The 15,645-nt window shown below is 65.9% G+C and carries 17 protein-coding genes and 1 tRNA gene; 7 read left to right on the forward strand and 11 right to left on the reverse strand.

All coding sequences use genetic code 11. The features are described 5' to 3' along the window. The first annotated feature begins 9 nt into the window (after positions 1 to 9). Entirely contained in the window at positions 10 to 1,227 is a 1,218-nt protein-coding gene (locus KF783_RS04210) for an FAD-dependent monooxygenase (protein ID WP_294076848.1), read from the forward strand. A 12-nt stretch (positions 1,228 to 1,239) separates the two neighbouring features. Here the strand turns inward: KF783_RS04210 and KF783_RS04215 are convergent, their stop codons facing one another. Continuing rightward, on the reverse strand, positions 1,240 to 1,848 hold the full coding sequence (locus tag KF783_RS04215) for an LON peptidase substrate-binding domain-containing protein (protein WP_294076849.1): 609 nt from the start codon (positions 1,846 to 1,848) through the stop codon (positions 1,240 to 1,242). Then, a complete protein-coding gene (locus KF783_RS04220; RefSeq protein ID WP_294076850.1) occupies positions 1,845 to 2,756 on the reverse strand; it encodes a tetratricopeptide repeat protein in 912 nt (303 codons plus the stop codon). The genes KF783_RS04215 and KF783_RS04220 overlap by 4 nt, the downstream gene beginning before the upstream one ends. Before the next feature lie 210 nt (positions 2,757 to 2,966). On the opposite strand from KF783_RS04220, the gene KF783_RS04225 reads away from it, so the two are divergent. The 6 genes from KF783_RS04225 to KF783_RS04240 all read left to right on the forward strand — a co-directional run bounded on the left by KF783_RS04225 (position 2,967) and on the right by KF783_RS04240 (position 8,231). Continuing rightward, positions 2,967 to 3,038, forward strand: a tRNA-Gly gene (locus tag KF783_RS04225). Between the two features lie 652 nt (positions 3,039 to 3,690). Further along, a complete protein-coding gene (locus tag KF783_RS15780; protein ID WP_366511696.1) occupies positions 3,691 to 3,834 on the forward strand; it encodes a DNA cytosine methyltransferase in 144 nt (47 codons plus the stop codon). 73 nt (positions 3,835 to 3,907) lie between these two features. Beyond that, positions 3,908 to 4,450, forward strand: a complete 543-nt coding sequence (locus KF783_RS04230) for a DNA cytosine methyltransferase (RefSeq protein ID WP_294076851.1) — start codon at positions 3,908 to 3,910, stop codon at positions 4,448 to 4,450. 25 nt (positions 4,451 to 4,475) lie between these two features. Next, positions 4,476 to 4,646 carry a DNA cytosine methyltransferase gene (locus KF783_RS15785; protein WP_366511697.1) on the forward strand — a complete coding sequence of 57 codons (171 nt, stop codon included), beginning with the start codon at positions 4,476 to 4,478 and terminating at the stop codon, positions 4,644 to 4,646. A gap of 2,287 nt (positions 4,647 to 6,933) precedes the next feature. Continuing rightward, entirely contained in the window at positions 6,934 to 7,398 is a 465-nt protein-coding gene (locus KF783_RS04235) for a DUF2147 domain-containing protein (protein WP_294076852.1), read from the forward strand. A gap of 35 nt (positions 7,399 to 7,433) precedes the next feature. After that, the gene (locus KF783_RS04240) at positions 7,434 to 8,231 is read left to right on the forward strand and encodes a DUF72 domain-containing protein (RefSeq protein ID WP_294076853.1); all 798 of its coding nucleotides are present in this window, start codon (positions 7,434 to 7,436) and stop codon (positions 8,229 to 8,231) included. Here KF783_RS04240 and KF783_RS04245 read toward each other — a convergent pair. The 9 genes from KF783_RS04245 to hemC all read right to left on the reverse strand — a co-directional run bounded on the left by KF783_RS04245 (position 8,228) and on the right by hemC (position 15,616). After that, positions 8,228 to 9,403: an NAD(P)/FAD-dependent oxidoreductase gene (locus KF783_RS04245; RefSeq protein WP_366511694.1), complete on the reverse strand. Its 1,176-nt coding sequence runs from the start codon at positions 9,401 to 9,403 to the stop codon at positions 8,228 to 8,230. The two genes, KF783_RS04240 and KF783_RS04245, sit on opposite strands and share 4 nt — an antisense overlap. Continuing rightward, on the reverse strand, positions 9,384 to 10,517 hold the full coding sequence (locus tag KF783_RS04250; RefSeq protein ID WP_294076854.1) for a CaiB/BaiF CoA-transferase family protein: 1,134 nt from the start codon (positions 10,515 to 10,517) through the stop codon (positions 9,384 to 9,386). The genes KF783_RS04245 and KF783_RS04250 overlap by 20 nt, the downstream gene beginning before the upstream one ends. Before the next feature lie 25 nt (positions 10,518 to 10,542). Further along, positions 10,543 to 10,788 (reverse strand): hypothetical protein, encoded by a 246-nt coding sequence (locus tag KF783_RS04255; protein WP_294076855.1) that lies wholly within the window; start codon positions 10,786 to 10,788, stop codon positions 10,543 to 10,545. A gap of 90 nt (positions 10,789 to 10,878) precedes the next feature. After that, a complete protein-coding gene (locus KF783_RS04260) occupies positions 10,879 to 11,346 on the reverse strand; it encodes a GreA/GreB family elongation factor (RefSeq protein WP_294076856.1) in 468 nt (155 codons plus the stop codon). Next, positions 11,343 to 11,891, reverse strand: a complete 549-nt coding sequence (locus tag KF783_RS04265) for a GNAT family N-acetyltransferase (protein ID WP_294076857.1) — start codon at positions 11,889 to 11,891, stop codon at positions 11,343 to 11,345. Before KF783_RS04265 ends, KF783_RS04260 begins: the two co-directional genes overlap by 4 nt. Further along, complete coding sequence (locus KF783_RS04270; protein WP_294076858.1) at positions 11,888 to 13,075, reverse strand: acyl-CoA dehydrogenase; 1,188 nt, start codon at positions 13,073 to 13,075, stop codon at positions 11,888 to 11,890. The genes KF783_RS04265 and KF783_RS04270 overlap by 4 nt, the downstream gene beginning before the upstream one ends. A 16-nt stretch (positions 13,076 to 13,091) precedes the next feature. Continuing rightward, positions 13,092 to 14,009: a hypothetical protein gene (locus KF783_RS04275; RefSeq protein ID WP_294076859.1), complete on the reverse strand. Its 918-nt coding sequence runs from the start codon at positions 14,007 to 14,009 to the stop codon at positions 13,092 to 13,094. A gap of 24 nt (positions 14,010 to 14,033) precedes the next feature. Beyond that, a complete protein-coding gene (locus KF783_RS04280; protein WP_294076860.1) occupies positions 14,034 to 14,708 on the reverse strand; it encodes a uroporphyrinogen-III synthase in 675 nt (224 codons plus the stop codon). Then, positions 14,705 to 15,616, reverse strand: a complete 912-nt coding sequence (gene hemC, locus KF783_RS04285; protein WP_294076861.1) for a hydroxymethylbilane synthase — start codon at positions 15,614 to 15,616, stop codon at positions 14,705 to 14,707. Before hemC ends, KF783_RS04280 begins: the two co-directional genes overlap by 4 nt. Positions 15,617 to 15,645: the final 29 nt, after the last annotated feature.

A 15,645-nucleotide genomic window follows, 5' to 3' on the forward strand; every position in this document is an offset into this window, starting at 1 on the left:
GGGCGGAACATGATTCAGGCGGAGCTTCTGATCCTCGGCGGCGGACTGGTCGGCAGCGCGCTCGCGGTCGCGCTCGACCGGCATGGCATCTCCAGCATCGTGATCGATCCCGCCGATCCGGAAACCATCCTGGCCGCCGCCCATGACGGCCGCGCCTCCGCGATCGCGGCGGCGCCGATGCGCATGCTGGACGCGATCGGCGTTACCGGCCGGCTCGAGGGACAGGGCTGTCCGATCGAAAGCATCCGCGTGAGCGACGGCCTGGCCCCCGGCAAGCTCGATTTCGAACCGCAGGAGGGCGAGGGCGCGCTCGGCACCATGTTCGAAAACCGCCACCTGCGCACCGCGCTGATGGCGGCGGCGGGCGAGGCGCCGCGCGCCGACATCCGGATGAAGACCCGCGCACTGTCGGTCGCGCGTGACGGTCATGGCGTCACCGCAACGCTGAGCAGCGGCGAGACCGTGCGCGCGCGCCTGTTGATCGGGGCGGAGGGGCGCAATTCGCCGACCCGTGATGCCGCGCACCTGCGCAGTGCGCGCTGGACCTATGACCATTCGGCGATCGTGACCTCGCTCCATCACGAATACCCCCATGAGAACACCGCGTTCGAGATTTTCTACCCCCAGGGGCCGTTCGCCATCCTGCCGCTGGTGGATGACGCGGCGGGGCATCGCTCCGCCATCGTGTGGTCGGTGAAGCGCGCGGAGGAGGCGGGGATGATGAAGCTGTCGGAGCGCGGCTTCCTTGCAGAGGCGGAAAAGAAGATGGGCGGATTTCTGGGCCGGCTCGGCCCGTTGGGGCCGCGCTTCAGCCATCCGCTCGGCTTTCACCATGCCGCGCGCATCACGGCGGAGCGGCTGGCGCTGGTCGGCGACGCCGCGCACGGTATCCACCCGATCGCCGGACAGGGGGTCAATGTCGGCTTTCGCGACGTCGCCGCGCTGGTCGAGGTGCTGGTCGAGGGCAAGAGGCTGGGCATGGATCCGGGTGATCCACAGCTGCTCGCCCGCTACGAACGCTGGCGCAGTCTCGACACGTTCATGGTGAGCGTCGCCACCGACGCGCTGACCCATTTGTTCGGCATGCCCGGCCGCCTGCCGAACGCGGCGCGGCGCTTCGGCCTGTCGGCGGTGGACAAGGTGCCGACGCTGAAAAACTGGTTCATGGCCGAGGCGCGGGGCGAGGGCGGCAATGTGCCGCGGTTGCTGGCCGGAGAGATGGCATAACCGCCGAGTGGGCTATTGCAACGTACCCTCGTCGCCCTCGTGCCGACCGAAAAACTGCATCAGCTGAATGATCAGCTCGGCGCGATCGCCGATCGTGTCCGCCTCCAGCAGTGCCTGCTTTGCCGCCGGGTCGAACGGGGCGATCTGGGCGATGCCGTTGACCAGGCTGGTATCGTCGAGCCGCGACACCGCATTCCAGTCCACGGCATAGCCCTGCGCATCGGCGAAGCGGCGCGATTCGATTTCAAGCGCGGCGCGTTCGCCCATCGACAGCAGCTCGTCCCCGGACTCGGCGATCAGCTCTGCCTCGACCTGGCGGAACGCCGTCGTGACGTCGAGTTCGCGCAGGATGCGAAAGCGCGCCAGTCCTTCGAGCACCAGGTTGAACCGGCCGTCCTCCAGCGTCTCGACCTCTGCGATCCGGCCGACACCGCCGATCGTGAACAATGGCGGTCGATCGCCGGTCCCGCGCGGTTGAACCATCCCGATCCGCCGGTCGCGGGCCAGCGCATCGCTCACCATCGCGCGATAACGCGGCTCGAAAATGTGCAGCGGCAATTGCATGCGCGGGAACAGCAGCGCCCCCGGCAACGGAAAGATCGAAAGCCGCGTGCCGCTCATCCGAACAGGATGGCGGACAGCTTGCGCCGCTGCGCCGAAACCCACGGGTCCTCAAGGCCGACCGCCTCGAACAGCTTGAGCAGCCGCTGGCGGGCCGCGCCCTCGTTCCATTCGCGATCCTCGGCGATCATCGCCAGCAGCGTCTGCGCGGCGCCCTCCCGATCGCTTCCCATCAGCGCGCCGGCCAGTTCGTAGCGCGCGTCCATGTCACCGCCCGCCGCGCGGGCGCGTAACGCGTCCAGCTCTCCGGCATCGGCCCCCGATGGTGCCTCCTGCGCAATCCCCAGCGCGGCGCGCGCGCGTTCGACCTCGGGCGACGCCGCGGCATCGCCGGGCAGCGCGTCGAGCACCGCGCCCGCTTCGTCCAGCCGGCCAAGCGCGATCAGTGCCCGCGCGCGACCGGCCGCGGCCTGCGCATTGTCGGGTGCCATGTCGCCGATCTGCTCGAAGATCGAGAGCGCGCGTTCGGCATCGCCGCCCGCCAGAACGTCCTCCGCCATCGCCAGCAACGGCTCCAGCTCGGCAGCCTGATCCGCGGCGTCGCTCTGCACCGGAATCTGGCGCAAGATCTGGTCGAGATTGGCGCGAAGCTGCGATTCGGTGCGCGCGTTCGTCAGGTCGGCGACCAGCTGGCCCTGGAACATCGCATAGACGGTGGGGATCGACCGGACCTGGAACTGGCCGGCGATGAACTGGTTCGCATCGACATCGATCTTGGCCAGCAGCACGCCCTTGTCGGCATAGTCCGCCGCGACCTTCTCGAGCACCGGCGCCAGCGCCTTGCACGGGCCGCACCATTCCGCCCAGAAATCCAGAATGACGAGCTTCGTCATCGACGGTTCGACGATATCCTTGCGGAATGCCTCGACGGCATCCTTGTCGGCGGCGGAAAGTCCAAGCGTGGCCACGGCAAATCCCTGTATCGCGAAAATCCGCGTCCTATGTGGGCGCTGGGCCGGCGCGGGCCAACCCCCTTTTCCGGCCGCGCCTGCGCTTCGCGTGCGACATGGCGGGACGCGGTGCATCAGGGGGGCTTGCGGACCAGCAAGACCGCTGCTAGAGGCCGCCACCTTGCCCCGCCCCCTCGGCCTGTCCGAGCGGGCATATGGCGCCAGAGAGCGGGCGTAGCTCAGGGGTAGAGCACAACCTTGCCAAGGTTGGGGTCGAGGGTTCGAATCCCTTCGCCCGCTCGAGAAGTTTTTTTCTAGATAAAAATCATTGAGATAATCGCCTTCCGGGCGAGGCGAATTCGCGCCTTCAATCCGTGTCCCCACCATGCCGCCACGAGGCTCCAGTCTCGCTTTCCCTGCCGACGTGGATGAACGTACCTTGTCGAGCGCACGAACGCCGATGTCGCGGCAGAGAGTTGCGCGGCTACGCTGCGGTGCTGGCGAAAGCGGATCGCAAATGAAATCGCCATTTCTTGCCGATCTTACGCTTTGGTCCCGTCTCTAATAGCAGATCAAGAACATGCTGCCGCCTTCGATTGCCATCGGATTCCCATAAGCGATTGGGGGAATCGGTTGCTACGTGCATCACAATGCTGCAAAATGATGCGGAAGGCCTGCTGTCATGAGCGTAAAATCAGAATCACGATCAATCTTGAACCTAACGAAATACGCTGCACTTCAGCGCTTGGCAGCTGGCACAGGGCGGTCATAGCGGCTTTGGTAGACACGCCATATGCTTTATTGGGCGTGCTCAGGAGGATCTATAATCAACTGACACTCCCGCTTTCCAGCTGGCGCGGGGACCCAATGAGTTGGCTGGCGCAACAAAGTCGAGAAGGGCTGCGCGCGAATTACAGTCGGCATTATCCGAACAGCGGGGCAAGGGCTTCGTATCCTCAGTTTCTTCACCGGGTGCGGTGGCCTTGATTTGGGCTTTGAGCGAGCCGGTTTCGAGACAGTTTATGCGACTGATATCGACGCAGATTCGTGCGAAACATTGAGACTGAACGTAGGGCGATACTTCAACGAACATTAGGATTGAGCGAGCGGATATTGTCGAACTCCGGCCTGGCATTGCCGAACATTGACCTGATCATCGGCGGGCCGCCTTGCCGATTTTTCCTTCGGGGCGCCACGCGGGTGGTGCAGCAGGCCGTTTGGATCGCGTGGACGACTGTTTGCGAGGCATATTGCAAGATCATCGAACATGTCCGTCCAAGGCCTTTGTCTTTGAAAATGTGCGCGGGATTCTCGGGACAAACAGAGGAGAGGACTGGAAGGCTATTCTTAAAGCGTTTGGACGTCTGGGATATGCAATAAGCTATCGGCTGCTCGATGCGCTTGATTACGGCGCTCCACAGCAGCGCGAACGTATGTTCCTAGTAGGCCATCAACTTGGCGAGCCATTTCTGTTTCGGAGCCAACCCGGCCCGGACTCGACTTCCGGTGCTCCGCATCTTACGGCAGGGAAAGCTTTTCACGGTATCCAAGAGACAGAGGATTTAGAGGCATTGGCTCTCGAGGGAGGCAAATACTCGCACTTGTTGCCTCTGGTCCCTCCCGGCGAAAACTACCTGCATTTTACAGCCAAGCGCGGTTTACGCCCGATTTTGCTTATCGCTCGAGGTTTTCAGTTTTCTATACAAGGCTAATCCCGGGGCACCTGTTAAAACCATTATCGCAAGCCCACAGGAGTATACTGTTACTTCACTGGAAAATCGGTATTTCTCTCTCAAGGAATACATGCGCCTTCAAGGCTTCCCGGATGATTACAAATTCAGCGGCGAACGAGCGGATGTAATCCGGCAGATTGGTAACTCTGTCAGCCCATATATCGCCTTCAAATAGCGCGGGCAATCGCCAAGCAAGTGTTTGGTGCGGCATCCAGTGTTCGCCTTCTCGATGCTGATCGGGTCCTCACATTTGACGGCCGGAAGGGCGCAAAGGCTCAGAAAACCAGGGCGAACACGATGCGATAACTAAGCAAGCACCGTCAGTCGCCGCTTTGCGCCGTTCTTCACGCCGGTTCCTTACAAGGCCACGGAAATGGGCGCAGGTCCGTCTGCCCAGCCCCGTCAGTGCGAGCATCAGTCGGTGCGCGCGGTGTCACGTTGAAAGTGGAAACGGACAACTCCGGCGAGCCGTTTGCAAAAATGGTGCTGTCGGTTCGCCAATCATCGGCGATTACCGCGCCGGTTCTCAAAGTCACAGTTTCGGCTTTGGTGGGGACCCCGGGACTGCTCAGGCAATGTGGAACGCGGTGGATGAATGGGTACGTCGCACCAGCGATTTTCATTCGCTTTGAGCTTTATGGGCATTTCACCGAACCTCACCCCGCTGTTTTCTGTTGACGAGTATAGGCCACTTGCATCCTGTTGCTCGCTTCGCTGAGCACGCGGCGCGATTTGAAAACTGCTCGAGATATTTTCAAAGGAGCATTTGGTCATTTTTAGGCGGTCATTGAAAACCGAAAACTTCAACGAGATTGCCGCTTACCTTAGAAAGTATCGGTTCGATATTCGTTCTCATGAAACCAATATTGCAATTTCGCCAGATGCTTACATGGTGGCATATCCTTTCAATCATCGCGTCGCCAGATGAATTTCCGTGTGCGCGAACGCGAGACCGGCGTCGTGCTGCGGAATGCAATGGCGTGAGCGGGGATATCGCAGCGGACGCGCTGACTAAACTGGACGACGCCCTTGTGTTGGCGGAACGTTGTTCTGCTGCTGGTTCAACCTAGTGCGGTCTATCGGATCAGTTTGCAGACCTCGCTTGATGGACTTCATGCACGCGCTCAAGCAGCCTCGGCTGTGTTCACGAATATCGTCACATGCCTGGCGATAAAGTCTGCACGGCCCGATGTTGGTTCAATGCGCTATCATCGAACCCAAGTCAGAAAAGGAAGTACTGATCGACCAGCCGGGGTCAATTTTCGCGGGATCGAGTGAGGATATTGTCTATCCATGGCTTAGCAGAAATCGTTTGAAGAGACTAAATCGGGTGGCAGACGCGAACCTTGGGCGTCTAAACCGCTATCTTCTGACCTATGATGAGAACATCGCTCACGTAAAAACTGAGTTTCTAGCGGTATTTGATGAGATTGAGGAAAAAGAGCGGTCTGCGATTATGCTCTGACTTATCTCGTCTGGAAGCAGGTGGTGCGGCGAGGAGGTTCACATCACCCTTTCGATCCCAAAAGACGCAGGATATAGGCACTATCTTTGAGCTGTTCCGTCTTCGCTCCAGGTCCTATAAGGGGAACCCAGGCGCTTCACGTCTACCGGTTCCTGGCACTTCACGCCATCTACACAGTGATGGTGCCTGAGCTGCGGCGGTATTCCGGGAGGTCGGTGAAGCCGTTGAATGAACACTCCGCTGCCGGATTCTCAAACCGGATCGATCGGAGATATCGAAGTCTCTGACGACGACACCTTGGAAATTTTCGAGGCCGTTGAGGTCAAACACAATCTGAGCATCACAGAGGCGGTGCCGTCGATGTGCAGCTCAAGGTAATGGATAAGGCGATCGCCCGCTATTACATTTGACGACGCCAGAACTGCGAACCGGACGAGGGTGCCAAGCGGGTCATCGACAACATTAAGTCCGTTATGACTGTCAGGTAATCGCCAACGGCGTGAGTGCCATCCATTCCGGTACTATCTGAGGCTGCTCGATGACCCGAGTGCTGTGTTCCCGGCATATGTCGATCTGCTCCAAAGTGACAAAGCGATCGCGCACGAGCATCGGAAGGGATGGAACGACGTCGTAATGGGAATTTCAGTTTAGTATTCTGAGACGAAGGCTTACCTGCTGCCGGTCAATGCCAGCCTAAAGTTTGACCCACTCACCATTGGCTGCAATCTCGGTGTTGGCAGACAGCGAAATACCGCTCTGGGCAGACAGCATGTATCGGCAAAAGGCGTTGCGACGCTACGGCCTGCGCCATTCGGTATTCCGCTCGCCCGCATGCGCGGCAGTCGTCACCCCGTTTCGCGCGATCGCCGCGCCTTTGCCCTTTTGTCGCCTTGTCGGCTGGCCATCTTCGGACACTGAAGGAGCGTCCCGGCCCTGATGGTGGTACCGCCGACGATCGATTCGGGCGGTTGGGACGCGCATCGGAAAGGATTTGTCCATGCAGGCTTTCGCAACGGCGCGGCGCGCGGCGCGTCGGCATTACCGGTTGAGGGCGCTGATCGGCGCCGTGATCCTCACGCTCCCCATGGCCGCGACCGCCGGTGCCGGGGCGGGCGGGGGCGGCGCGCTGCCGGTCGCGTCCGAATGGCGCAATCCGGACAACACGGTTCATATCCGCATCGCCCCCTGCGGCGACGATGCGATGTGCGGCAAGGTGATCTGGGCGAGCGAGAAGGCGAAGGCCGACGCGCGCCGGGGCGGCACCGCCCGCCTGATCGGCGCGAACCTGTTCCGCGAATTCCGGCGGGTCGCCCCGGGCGAGTATCGGGGGCGGGTGTTCGTACCGGACCTCAATCGAAGCTTTTCGGGGCATATGCGGATCGACGGCGATTCGATGACCGGTCGTGGATGCGTTCTGGCCGGCCTGATCTGCAAATCGCAGACCTGGACGCGTCTTTCGTGATGTGAGCGCGCGCCGCGCCGGCTAGGGTCGCGGGCATGACGCAAGCACCCATTCGAGTCGGCATCGGCGGCTGGACGTTCGAGCCGTGGCGCGGGACCTTTTATCCGCCCGGCCTGCCGCACAAGCGCGAGCTGGAGCATGCCAGCCGGCAGCTGACCGCGATCGAGGTGAACGGCACCTATTATTCGGGTTTCAAGCCGGAAACCTTCGCCGGCTGGGCCGCGACCGCGCCGGAGGGGTTCGTGTTCGCGGTCAAGGCGTCGCGGTTCTGCACCAACCGCAAGCTGCTGGCGGATGCCGGCGAATCGGTCGCCAAATTCGTCGGACAGGGCATTGTCGAACTGGGCGAGAAGCTCGGCCCGATCCTGTGGCAGTTCATGGCGACGAAGAAGTTCGACGCCGACGATTTCGGCGCGTTCCTGAAGCTCCTTCCCGCCGAACATGGCGGCGTGAAGCTGCGCCACGCGATCCAGGTCCGGCACGAGAGTTTCGCAGTACCCGAATTCGTGGAGATGTGCCGCGCGGTGGGGGCGGCGATCGTCTTTGCCGATTCGCCCGACTATCCCGCGATCGCCGACGTGACCGCCGATTTCGTCTATACCCGGCTCGAGCGTGGCGCGGACGACAACCCGCTCTGCTATCCCGAGGGCGAGATCGATCGCTGGGCCGACGCGGCGAAGCTGTGGGCCTCGGGCGGCGTACCTGCGGGCCTTCCCTATGTGGAGGACGATGCGCCGCCGGTGCGCCCGCGCGAGACATTCGTCTTCTTCATTCATGGCGGCAAGGTGCGCGCGCCCGCGGCGGCGCAGGCGGTGATCGCGCGGGTGCGCTAAAGGTTCAGCCGGGCGAGCGGGTTGCCGACCGTCCCGCTGACCAGTGCCGCCTGTATCGCGGTGAACGGCCAGCGTTTCGATACCGGCCCCATCACCCGATCGCGCAGCCAGGGCAGGATCGCCCCATCGGACTGATAGACCGGGGTCAGCCAGCGGCTGAGCGCCTGATACAGCGCGATCTGGTCGCGCCGCAGCCGTACCGTTTCGGCAAGCCCGTCGCCCAGCGTGCGTCCGCGCCGCAGCCCGATCGCGAGCGCGTGCGCGTCGAGCAGCGCCATGTTGGCGCCCTGCCCCAGCTGGGGACTGGTCGAATGCCAGGCGTCGCCGATATGGATGAGGCCGGGTTCGGCGGGACGGGCGAGCGTGCGATGCGCGTAGCGCGCAAAGGTCAGCTGCCCGGGATCGGCGATCTGATCGAGCAGCGGCGCCGTCGCCGGCCAGAGCGCGCGCACCTGATCCTTCCACGCGTTCAGCCCGGCCGCGCGCCACGCGGCCAGCCGGTCGGCGCGCAGCGACCAGAACAGCGCCGCGTGCGGGCGATCGGCATGACGGGGCGACCCGATCGGCAGCACGCCGGCCATGATGCTCGCCCGCCGGTATCGCTGTTGCAGCGCATGGGGGTCGAGATCGCCGGCCCAGTCGAGATCGGCCCACAATGCCCCATAATCGAGCCAGCGGCCACAGGCGGGCGCGAGCGGCGAGTGGCTGCCGAGCGCATCGACGATCAGATCAAACCCGCCCGCCGACATCCCCCGGGCGAAGCGCAGCCGGCCGTCCTCCAGCCCGGTGACGTCATGTCCGGTCGCGATCGTGATGCCAGCCGCGCGCACCGCATCGTGGAGAATGTCGAACAGGGTGGCGCGGTGGATGCCGATGCCGAGCCGCGCTCCGCGCAGCGCGGCGTAGCGGACATCCAGCACCGTGCGGCCCTCCGCCTCGCCTACCAGCCGGGTGATGCGTGCGCCGCGCGCGTGCAACTCGGCCTCCAGCCCAATCGCGCGCAACGCCGCCTGACCGCTTGGTTGAATGAGCAGGCCCGACCCGATCGGGCGCGGCGCATCGAACCGGTCGAACAGGGTGACGCGATGCCCGTCGCGATGCAGCAGCAGGGCGGCCGCCAGGCCGGCGGTGCCGCAACCGGCAACGGCGATTTCAAGCCGCCCCAGAATCATCCTCCACCGGACGGGGCGGGCTGGCCCGTCCCGAAACCATCCGTTCGCCGTCGATCACGATCGGGCCGGCCACGCCGGGCAGGCCGTCGGGCTGGATCTGCATGCCGCGCGCAATGACCTGGGGATCGGCGAACACCTCCGCGACCGAATTGATCGGGCCGGCGGGGATACCGCGCGCCTCGCACGCCTCGTACAGTGCCTGTTTCGTCCAGGGCGCGATCGCGGTCTGCACCGCAGCGATCAGCGCGGCGCGATGTTCGACGCGTGCCGGATTGGTGGCGAATCGCGGATCGTCGGCGAGTGGAAGGTCGAGCACCTCGCACAATTTGCGAAACTGCGAATCATTGCCGACCGCGACGATCAGATCGCCGTCGCGGCACGCGAACGCCTGATAGGGGGCCAGGTTGGCGTGACCATTGCCCATCCGGTGCGGCACCGTCGCGGGGTCGGCCATCCAGTTCATCGCCTGATTGGCGAGCACAGCGACCTGGGTGTCGAGCAGCGCCATGTCGATATGCGCGCCCACCCCGCTCGCGTCGCGCCGGCGCAGTGCCGCCAGGATCGCCACCGCCGAATAGACGCCGGTGAAGATATCGGCATAGGCGATGCCGGATTTTTGCGGAGGTCCGTCCGGTTCGCCGGTCAGGCTCATGATTCCGCCCATCCCCTGGATGATGAAATCATAACCCGCGCGATGGGCATAGGGGCCGGTCTGTCCGAAGCCGGTGATCGAGCACACGATCAGCCGCGGATCGGCGGCACGCAGGCTGGCGGGATCGAGACCATATTTGACGAGGCCGCCGACCTTGTAATTCTCGATCACCACATCGGCATCGGCGATCAGCGCGCGCACCTGTGCCTGTCCCGCCGCACTGGCGATGTCGATCGCCACGCTCGACTTGCCCCGGTTGCAGGCGTGGTAATAGGCCGCGTCGCGATCATTGCCGGCCGCATCGTGAAGAAACGGGGGTCCCCAATGTCGGGTATCGTCGCCGGCGCCAGGTCGCTCGACCTTCACGACATCGGCGCCCAGATCGGCGAGCAACTGGCCGCACCACGGCCCGGCGAGGATGCGGGCGAGTTCGACGACCCGGATTCCGGCCAGGGGCTTCATGTGCATATCCTGTCGGCCCTGTCCGTCATGACCGGCCGATCGCTGGCATCCTGCGAAAGGGGCGGACGCAGATGGGGTGGGAACCGACGATCGTCGCGCGCGCCTCGCCATCGATTTCCATCACCACGCGGATGGGCGTGGGCGCAACGCCGGCGAAGCGCGCCGCCTCTGCTCCGGTCGATGCCGGAACGCGTGATGCCGATGCCGCCGCGCCGCCCGGCATGGCGAAAGCGGATGCGATCACGCAGCCGGTAATCAGACGCCGGATCATCCTGGCCTCCTTCCGATCCTGGATGCGAGAGACTGGGGAAGCGCGCGGGGATGCGCAACGGTCGAATCAGGGTTGCCTGCCACGCGCGGTTCATGCGCCCGGTCCTTCGACCTCCACCACCTCGACCGCCTCGACCCTGCCGCCGAAATCGACGCGCTCACCCGCCATCGCGCCCATCACTGCGCGGGCGAGCGGGGCGGTGAAGGCCAGCAGGTCGGCGGCGGGGTCCGCCTCGTCATGGCCGACGATGCGAAACCGCTGGACCCTGCCATCGCGACGCACGGTCACGCGCGATCCGACGCCCGCCTCACCCGGATCCGGCGCCGGGGCGATGCGGGCGGTGGCGTGCTGCGTCGTCCAGTAACGCAGGTCGCGCGCCAGCTTCTTGCGCGCGTCCGCGTCATCCTCGCGCTCGGCCGCCGCCTTCAGCTCGGCGACCTTTGCCGCGATCAGCGCGAGGCCGCGTTCGGTGACCAGGTTCGGGCCGACCGGAATCGGCAGTTCGAACTCCGGTTCGCGATGCGCGTCATCCTCTTCACGGCGAAAGGCGACGCTCATGCGGCCGGCCCCTCGCCACGGCGGATCTCATAGGCGACATGGTCGCGGAGCAGCCCGGCCATCATCCGCGTCTCCCTCCCCGGACGCAGGCGCCCGCCGATCTTTTCCATCGCCCGGCGCGAGCGGACATTGTCCTCTCCCACCTGAAAGATCACGGTTTCCACCTGGCGATGGATATGGCCGAGCATCAGCGCCTTGACCTCCCGGTTGACCGCGCCGCCCCAGGACGCGCGGGCGATGAAGGTCCACCCGATCTCGATCTCGTCCGCCTCGGGCCGCCAATTGTCGTAGCGTGACGACCCGATGACGGCGCCGCTCGCACGGTCATGGATGGTGAGCATGCCGCCGGACGCCAGCCCCGCATCGAAAAAGGTGCGGAACACCGGTTCGCGCCAGCGATCGTGCGCGGGATGGACTTCCCAGAGCAGCGGATCGGACGCGACCGCGAACAGCGCGTCCCAATCCGCCGCCCGCGTGGGCCGGAGCGACACCAGGTCGCCGGTCAGAACCGGCTGGCGGTCGGGCGCCGCCGTCGTGCCGGTCATGCGAACGCCGCGATCCCCGTGATCGCGCGCCCCAGGATCAGGCCATGGACGTCGTGCGTCCCCTCATAGGTGTTCACGGTTTCGAGGTTGATCGCGTGACGCATGACGTGGAATTCCGCCGAAATGCCGTTGCCGCCATGCATGTCGCGGGCGACGCGGGCGATGTCGAGCGCCTTGCCGCAATTGTTGCGCTTGATGATGCTGATCGTTTCGGGGGACAGCGTGCCGTCGTCGAACATCCGCCCTGCGCGCAGCGCCGCCTGAAGCCCCAGCGCGATCTCGGTCTCCATATTCGCCAGCTTGAGCTGGACAAGCTGGGTCGCGGCGAGCGGCCGGCCGAACTGCTGGCGGTCGAGCGTATATTGGCGTGCCGCGTTCATGCACGCTTCGGCCGCGCCCATGCTGCCCCAGGCGATCCCGTACCGGGCGCGGTTGAGGCAACCGAACGGACCCTTCAGCCCCTGAACCTCGGGCAGCAGGGCGTCCTCGCCCACCTCGACCCCGTCCATCACGATTTCGCCGGTGATCGACGCGCGGAGCGACAGCTTGCCCTCGATTTTCGGGGTCGACAGCCCCTTCATCCCGCGTTCGAGAACGAAGCCCCTGATCCCGCCGCCATGCGCGTCGCTTTTCGCCCACACCACCATGACGTCGGCGATCGGAGAGTTGGTGATCCACATCTTTGACCCCGACAGGCGGTAGCCGCCGTCGATCGCCGTCGCGCGGGTGCGCATTCCGCCGGGATCGCTGCCGGCATCGGGTTCGGTCAGGCCGAAACAGCCCACCCATTCGCCGGTGGCGAGCTTGGGAAGATATTTCCGCTTCTGCGCCTCGGTCCCATAGGCGTTGATCGGGTGCATCACGAGGCTCGACTGCACCGACATGGCCGAGCGATAGCCCGAATCGACGGCCTCTACCTCGCGCGCGACCAGACCATAGGCGACATAGCCGAGGCCGGCGCCGCCATAGGTTTCCGGAATGGTCGGGCCAAGCAGCCCCAGCGCACCCATTTCGGTCATGATCTCGCGGTCGAACCGCTCGTCCAGAAACGCGCTGGTGACGCGCGGCAGCAGCCGTTCCTGCGCATAGGCGCGCGCGGCGTCGCGGACCATCCGTTCCTCATCGGTGAGCTGCGCGTCGAGCGCGAACGGATCCTGCCAGTCGAACCGGCCCATTCCGGCCATCCCGTCTCTCCCTTGATTATCTAGCTGTCGGCGCCGGTGCCGTCGCCGGCTGGCCCGAGGGCGGTTGCGCCGCCGGTTGCTGCGTCGCCGGGCGCGGCGATGTCGCGCTCGCCCCGGTGGCCGGCCGCACTGCGCCGCGAATCGCCGCGCGCTCAAGCGTGTCGAGCGCGGTGCGCGTCTCGATATAGCGGCTGGCGGCGGCCATCCAGCTCTCCGCCCCCTGCGCCCCCGGCAGCCGTGCGACTTCCGCCAGCGCGGCTTCGACATGGCCCTGGCCCAGCAGGCGTTTCGCGCGCGCCAGTCGCTCGCGCGGGTGCGGGCTGGGCGCATCCTCCTTGCGCACGATCACCAGCGACGACACCTCACGACGGATCGCGTCGAACCAGCTGTCATCGGGGCTGGAGGTGGAAAGCCGCGGCGCGATCTGGTCGAACGCGACCCGCAAATCCTCCAGCGTGACCGGATCGCCGGCCGCGCGCGTCACCGTGGCGACGGCGTCAGGCTCGATATCGCCGAACCGCCGGCGCAATTCCCCGTCGATATAGCCGAGCCGCTGGCCCCGCTCGATCGCGCGGCGGGCGCCGAACACCAGCATCATCGCCTCGGCGCGGCCGGCATAGCTGGCGGCGACACGCGCATCTCCCTCGCTCTGGCCGATCCGCTGGTCGAGCGCGTCGAGCCGGGCCGCCAGCGCCTGTTCGCGCGCGGCCAGGGTCGGCACATCGGTATCGGGCATCGGCGCCGCGACCGGAGCGCTCACCGGCTGGACCAGCGGCGCGGCGGGTTGCGCCGGCGTCTGCCACCAGCCGCCGAAGCGAAAGATCGCCGCCATCACCGCCAGCCCGGTGACGAACGCGATCAGACCGGCGGTCGCGACGGTCGCGAGGGCATTGGTGCGCGGCGGCACGGCAGGGATCGGCGTGTCGGGGGTCATGGCCCGCTTATTCTCCCGAACCCGTCAGGGGTCAATCGCCAGTCCACGCGCGGCGGCGATCAGCGCCCCGTCCTCGGGCCGTTCGGCGATCGCGACCGCGCCCCAGCCGGGACCGGCTGCTGCTGCTGCCCTCGCGCTGATCGCGGCGATGCGTAGCGCGGCGCGCGCGATGCCGCCTTCGTCCAGTGCGTGGGCAAGCGCCCGCCCGGCGCGCGCGGAGTGGATCAGCGCCACGGTGCCGGCCAACCTTCGCAGCTGCGCGCGCGTCGGTATGACGGGGTCGCTGGAATAGACCGGGATGGTCGCGGCGATCGCGGGATGATCGATCGTGGTGCGATCGCGCGCCGCCAGCCACAGCAGCCGGCTCGTGCGGGGCTCCTGCACCAACAGCGCGGCGATATCCCGCGCGCCGGTGCGACGGACGGTGAAGCCCATGGCGCGCGCCGCCGCTGCGGTCGCCTCACCCACCGCAAGCACCGGCAAGGCGCGCAGGTGTGCCAGCTGCGCGCCGCCATGGCGCACGGCATTGGCACTGGTCAGCAACAGCGCGTCGAACCCCGCCGGATCGGGCGCGTGCCAGGCGATCGGGGTGAGGGCGAATAGCGGCAGTGCCAGCGGCTCCAGCCCCGCCGCCCGCACCCGATCGGCGGTCGCGTCATTGCCCGGCTGGGGGCGCAGGATCGCGATTTGCCGGGTCAATGGCCGAACAGGGCGCGCAGGCGCGGCGACGCGCCTGCCAGCAGCGCGCCGGCGATTTCCGCCGCTTCCTCGGCGGACCCGGTCAGCCCGGCGCGATCGATCCCGACCTGTTCGGCGCCATCCCCGCTCAAAATCTCGGCACGCAGGCGCAGCGCGTCGCCCTCGATCCGGGCGAGCGCCGCGACCGGCGAATGGCAGTCGGCGGACAGCGCGGCGAGCAGCGCGCGCTCGGCCCAGACGCAGCGTTCGGTCGCCGGATCGCCGATCGCGGCGACCCGCATCCGCGTGGCGGCATCGTCGGCGCGCACCTCGATCCCGACCGCTCCCTGCGATGGCGCGGGCAACAGCTGGTCGAGCGGGATCGCCGTGCCGACCTCGGCACGCCCCAGCCGCTCCAGCCCGGCCGCGGCGAGCAGCGTCGCGTCCGCTTCGCCGTTCGCCACCTTGGCGATGCGGGTATCGACATTGCCCCGCAGCGGCACGATCCGCAGGTCCGGGCGCAGCCGGCGCATCTGTGCGGCGCGGCGCGGAGAGCTGGTGCCGATCCGCGCGCCATCCGGCAGTGCCTCGATCGAGGCGGCCCCGATCAGCCGGTCGCGGACATCGGCGCGCGGGAGCATCGCGGCCACCGCGATGCTGTCCGGGCGGATCGTCTCGACATCCTTCATCGAATGCACCGCCAGATCGATTTCTCCGTCGAGCAGTGCGCGATCCAGCTCCTTGGTCCACAGCGCCTTGCCGCCGATGTCCGCGAGCGGCCGATCCTGCACCCGGTCGCCGGTGGTGCGCACCGTGACGATCTCGATACCGGCCAGCGGCCAGCCATGCGCGACGGCGAGCGCATCGCGCACCAGATGCGCCTGAACCAGCGCGAGCGGGGAACCACGTGTGCCGAGGCGAAGCATCATGGCGCGGCTCTAGGCGCTGTCGCGCGCGG

The sequence above is a fragment of the Sphingomonas sp. genome (assembly GCF_019635455.1).
GTDB lineage: Bacteria > Pseudomonadota > Alphaproteobacteria > Sphingomonadales > Sphingomonadaceae > Sphingomonas.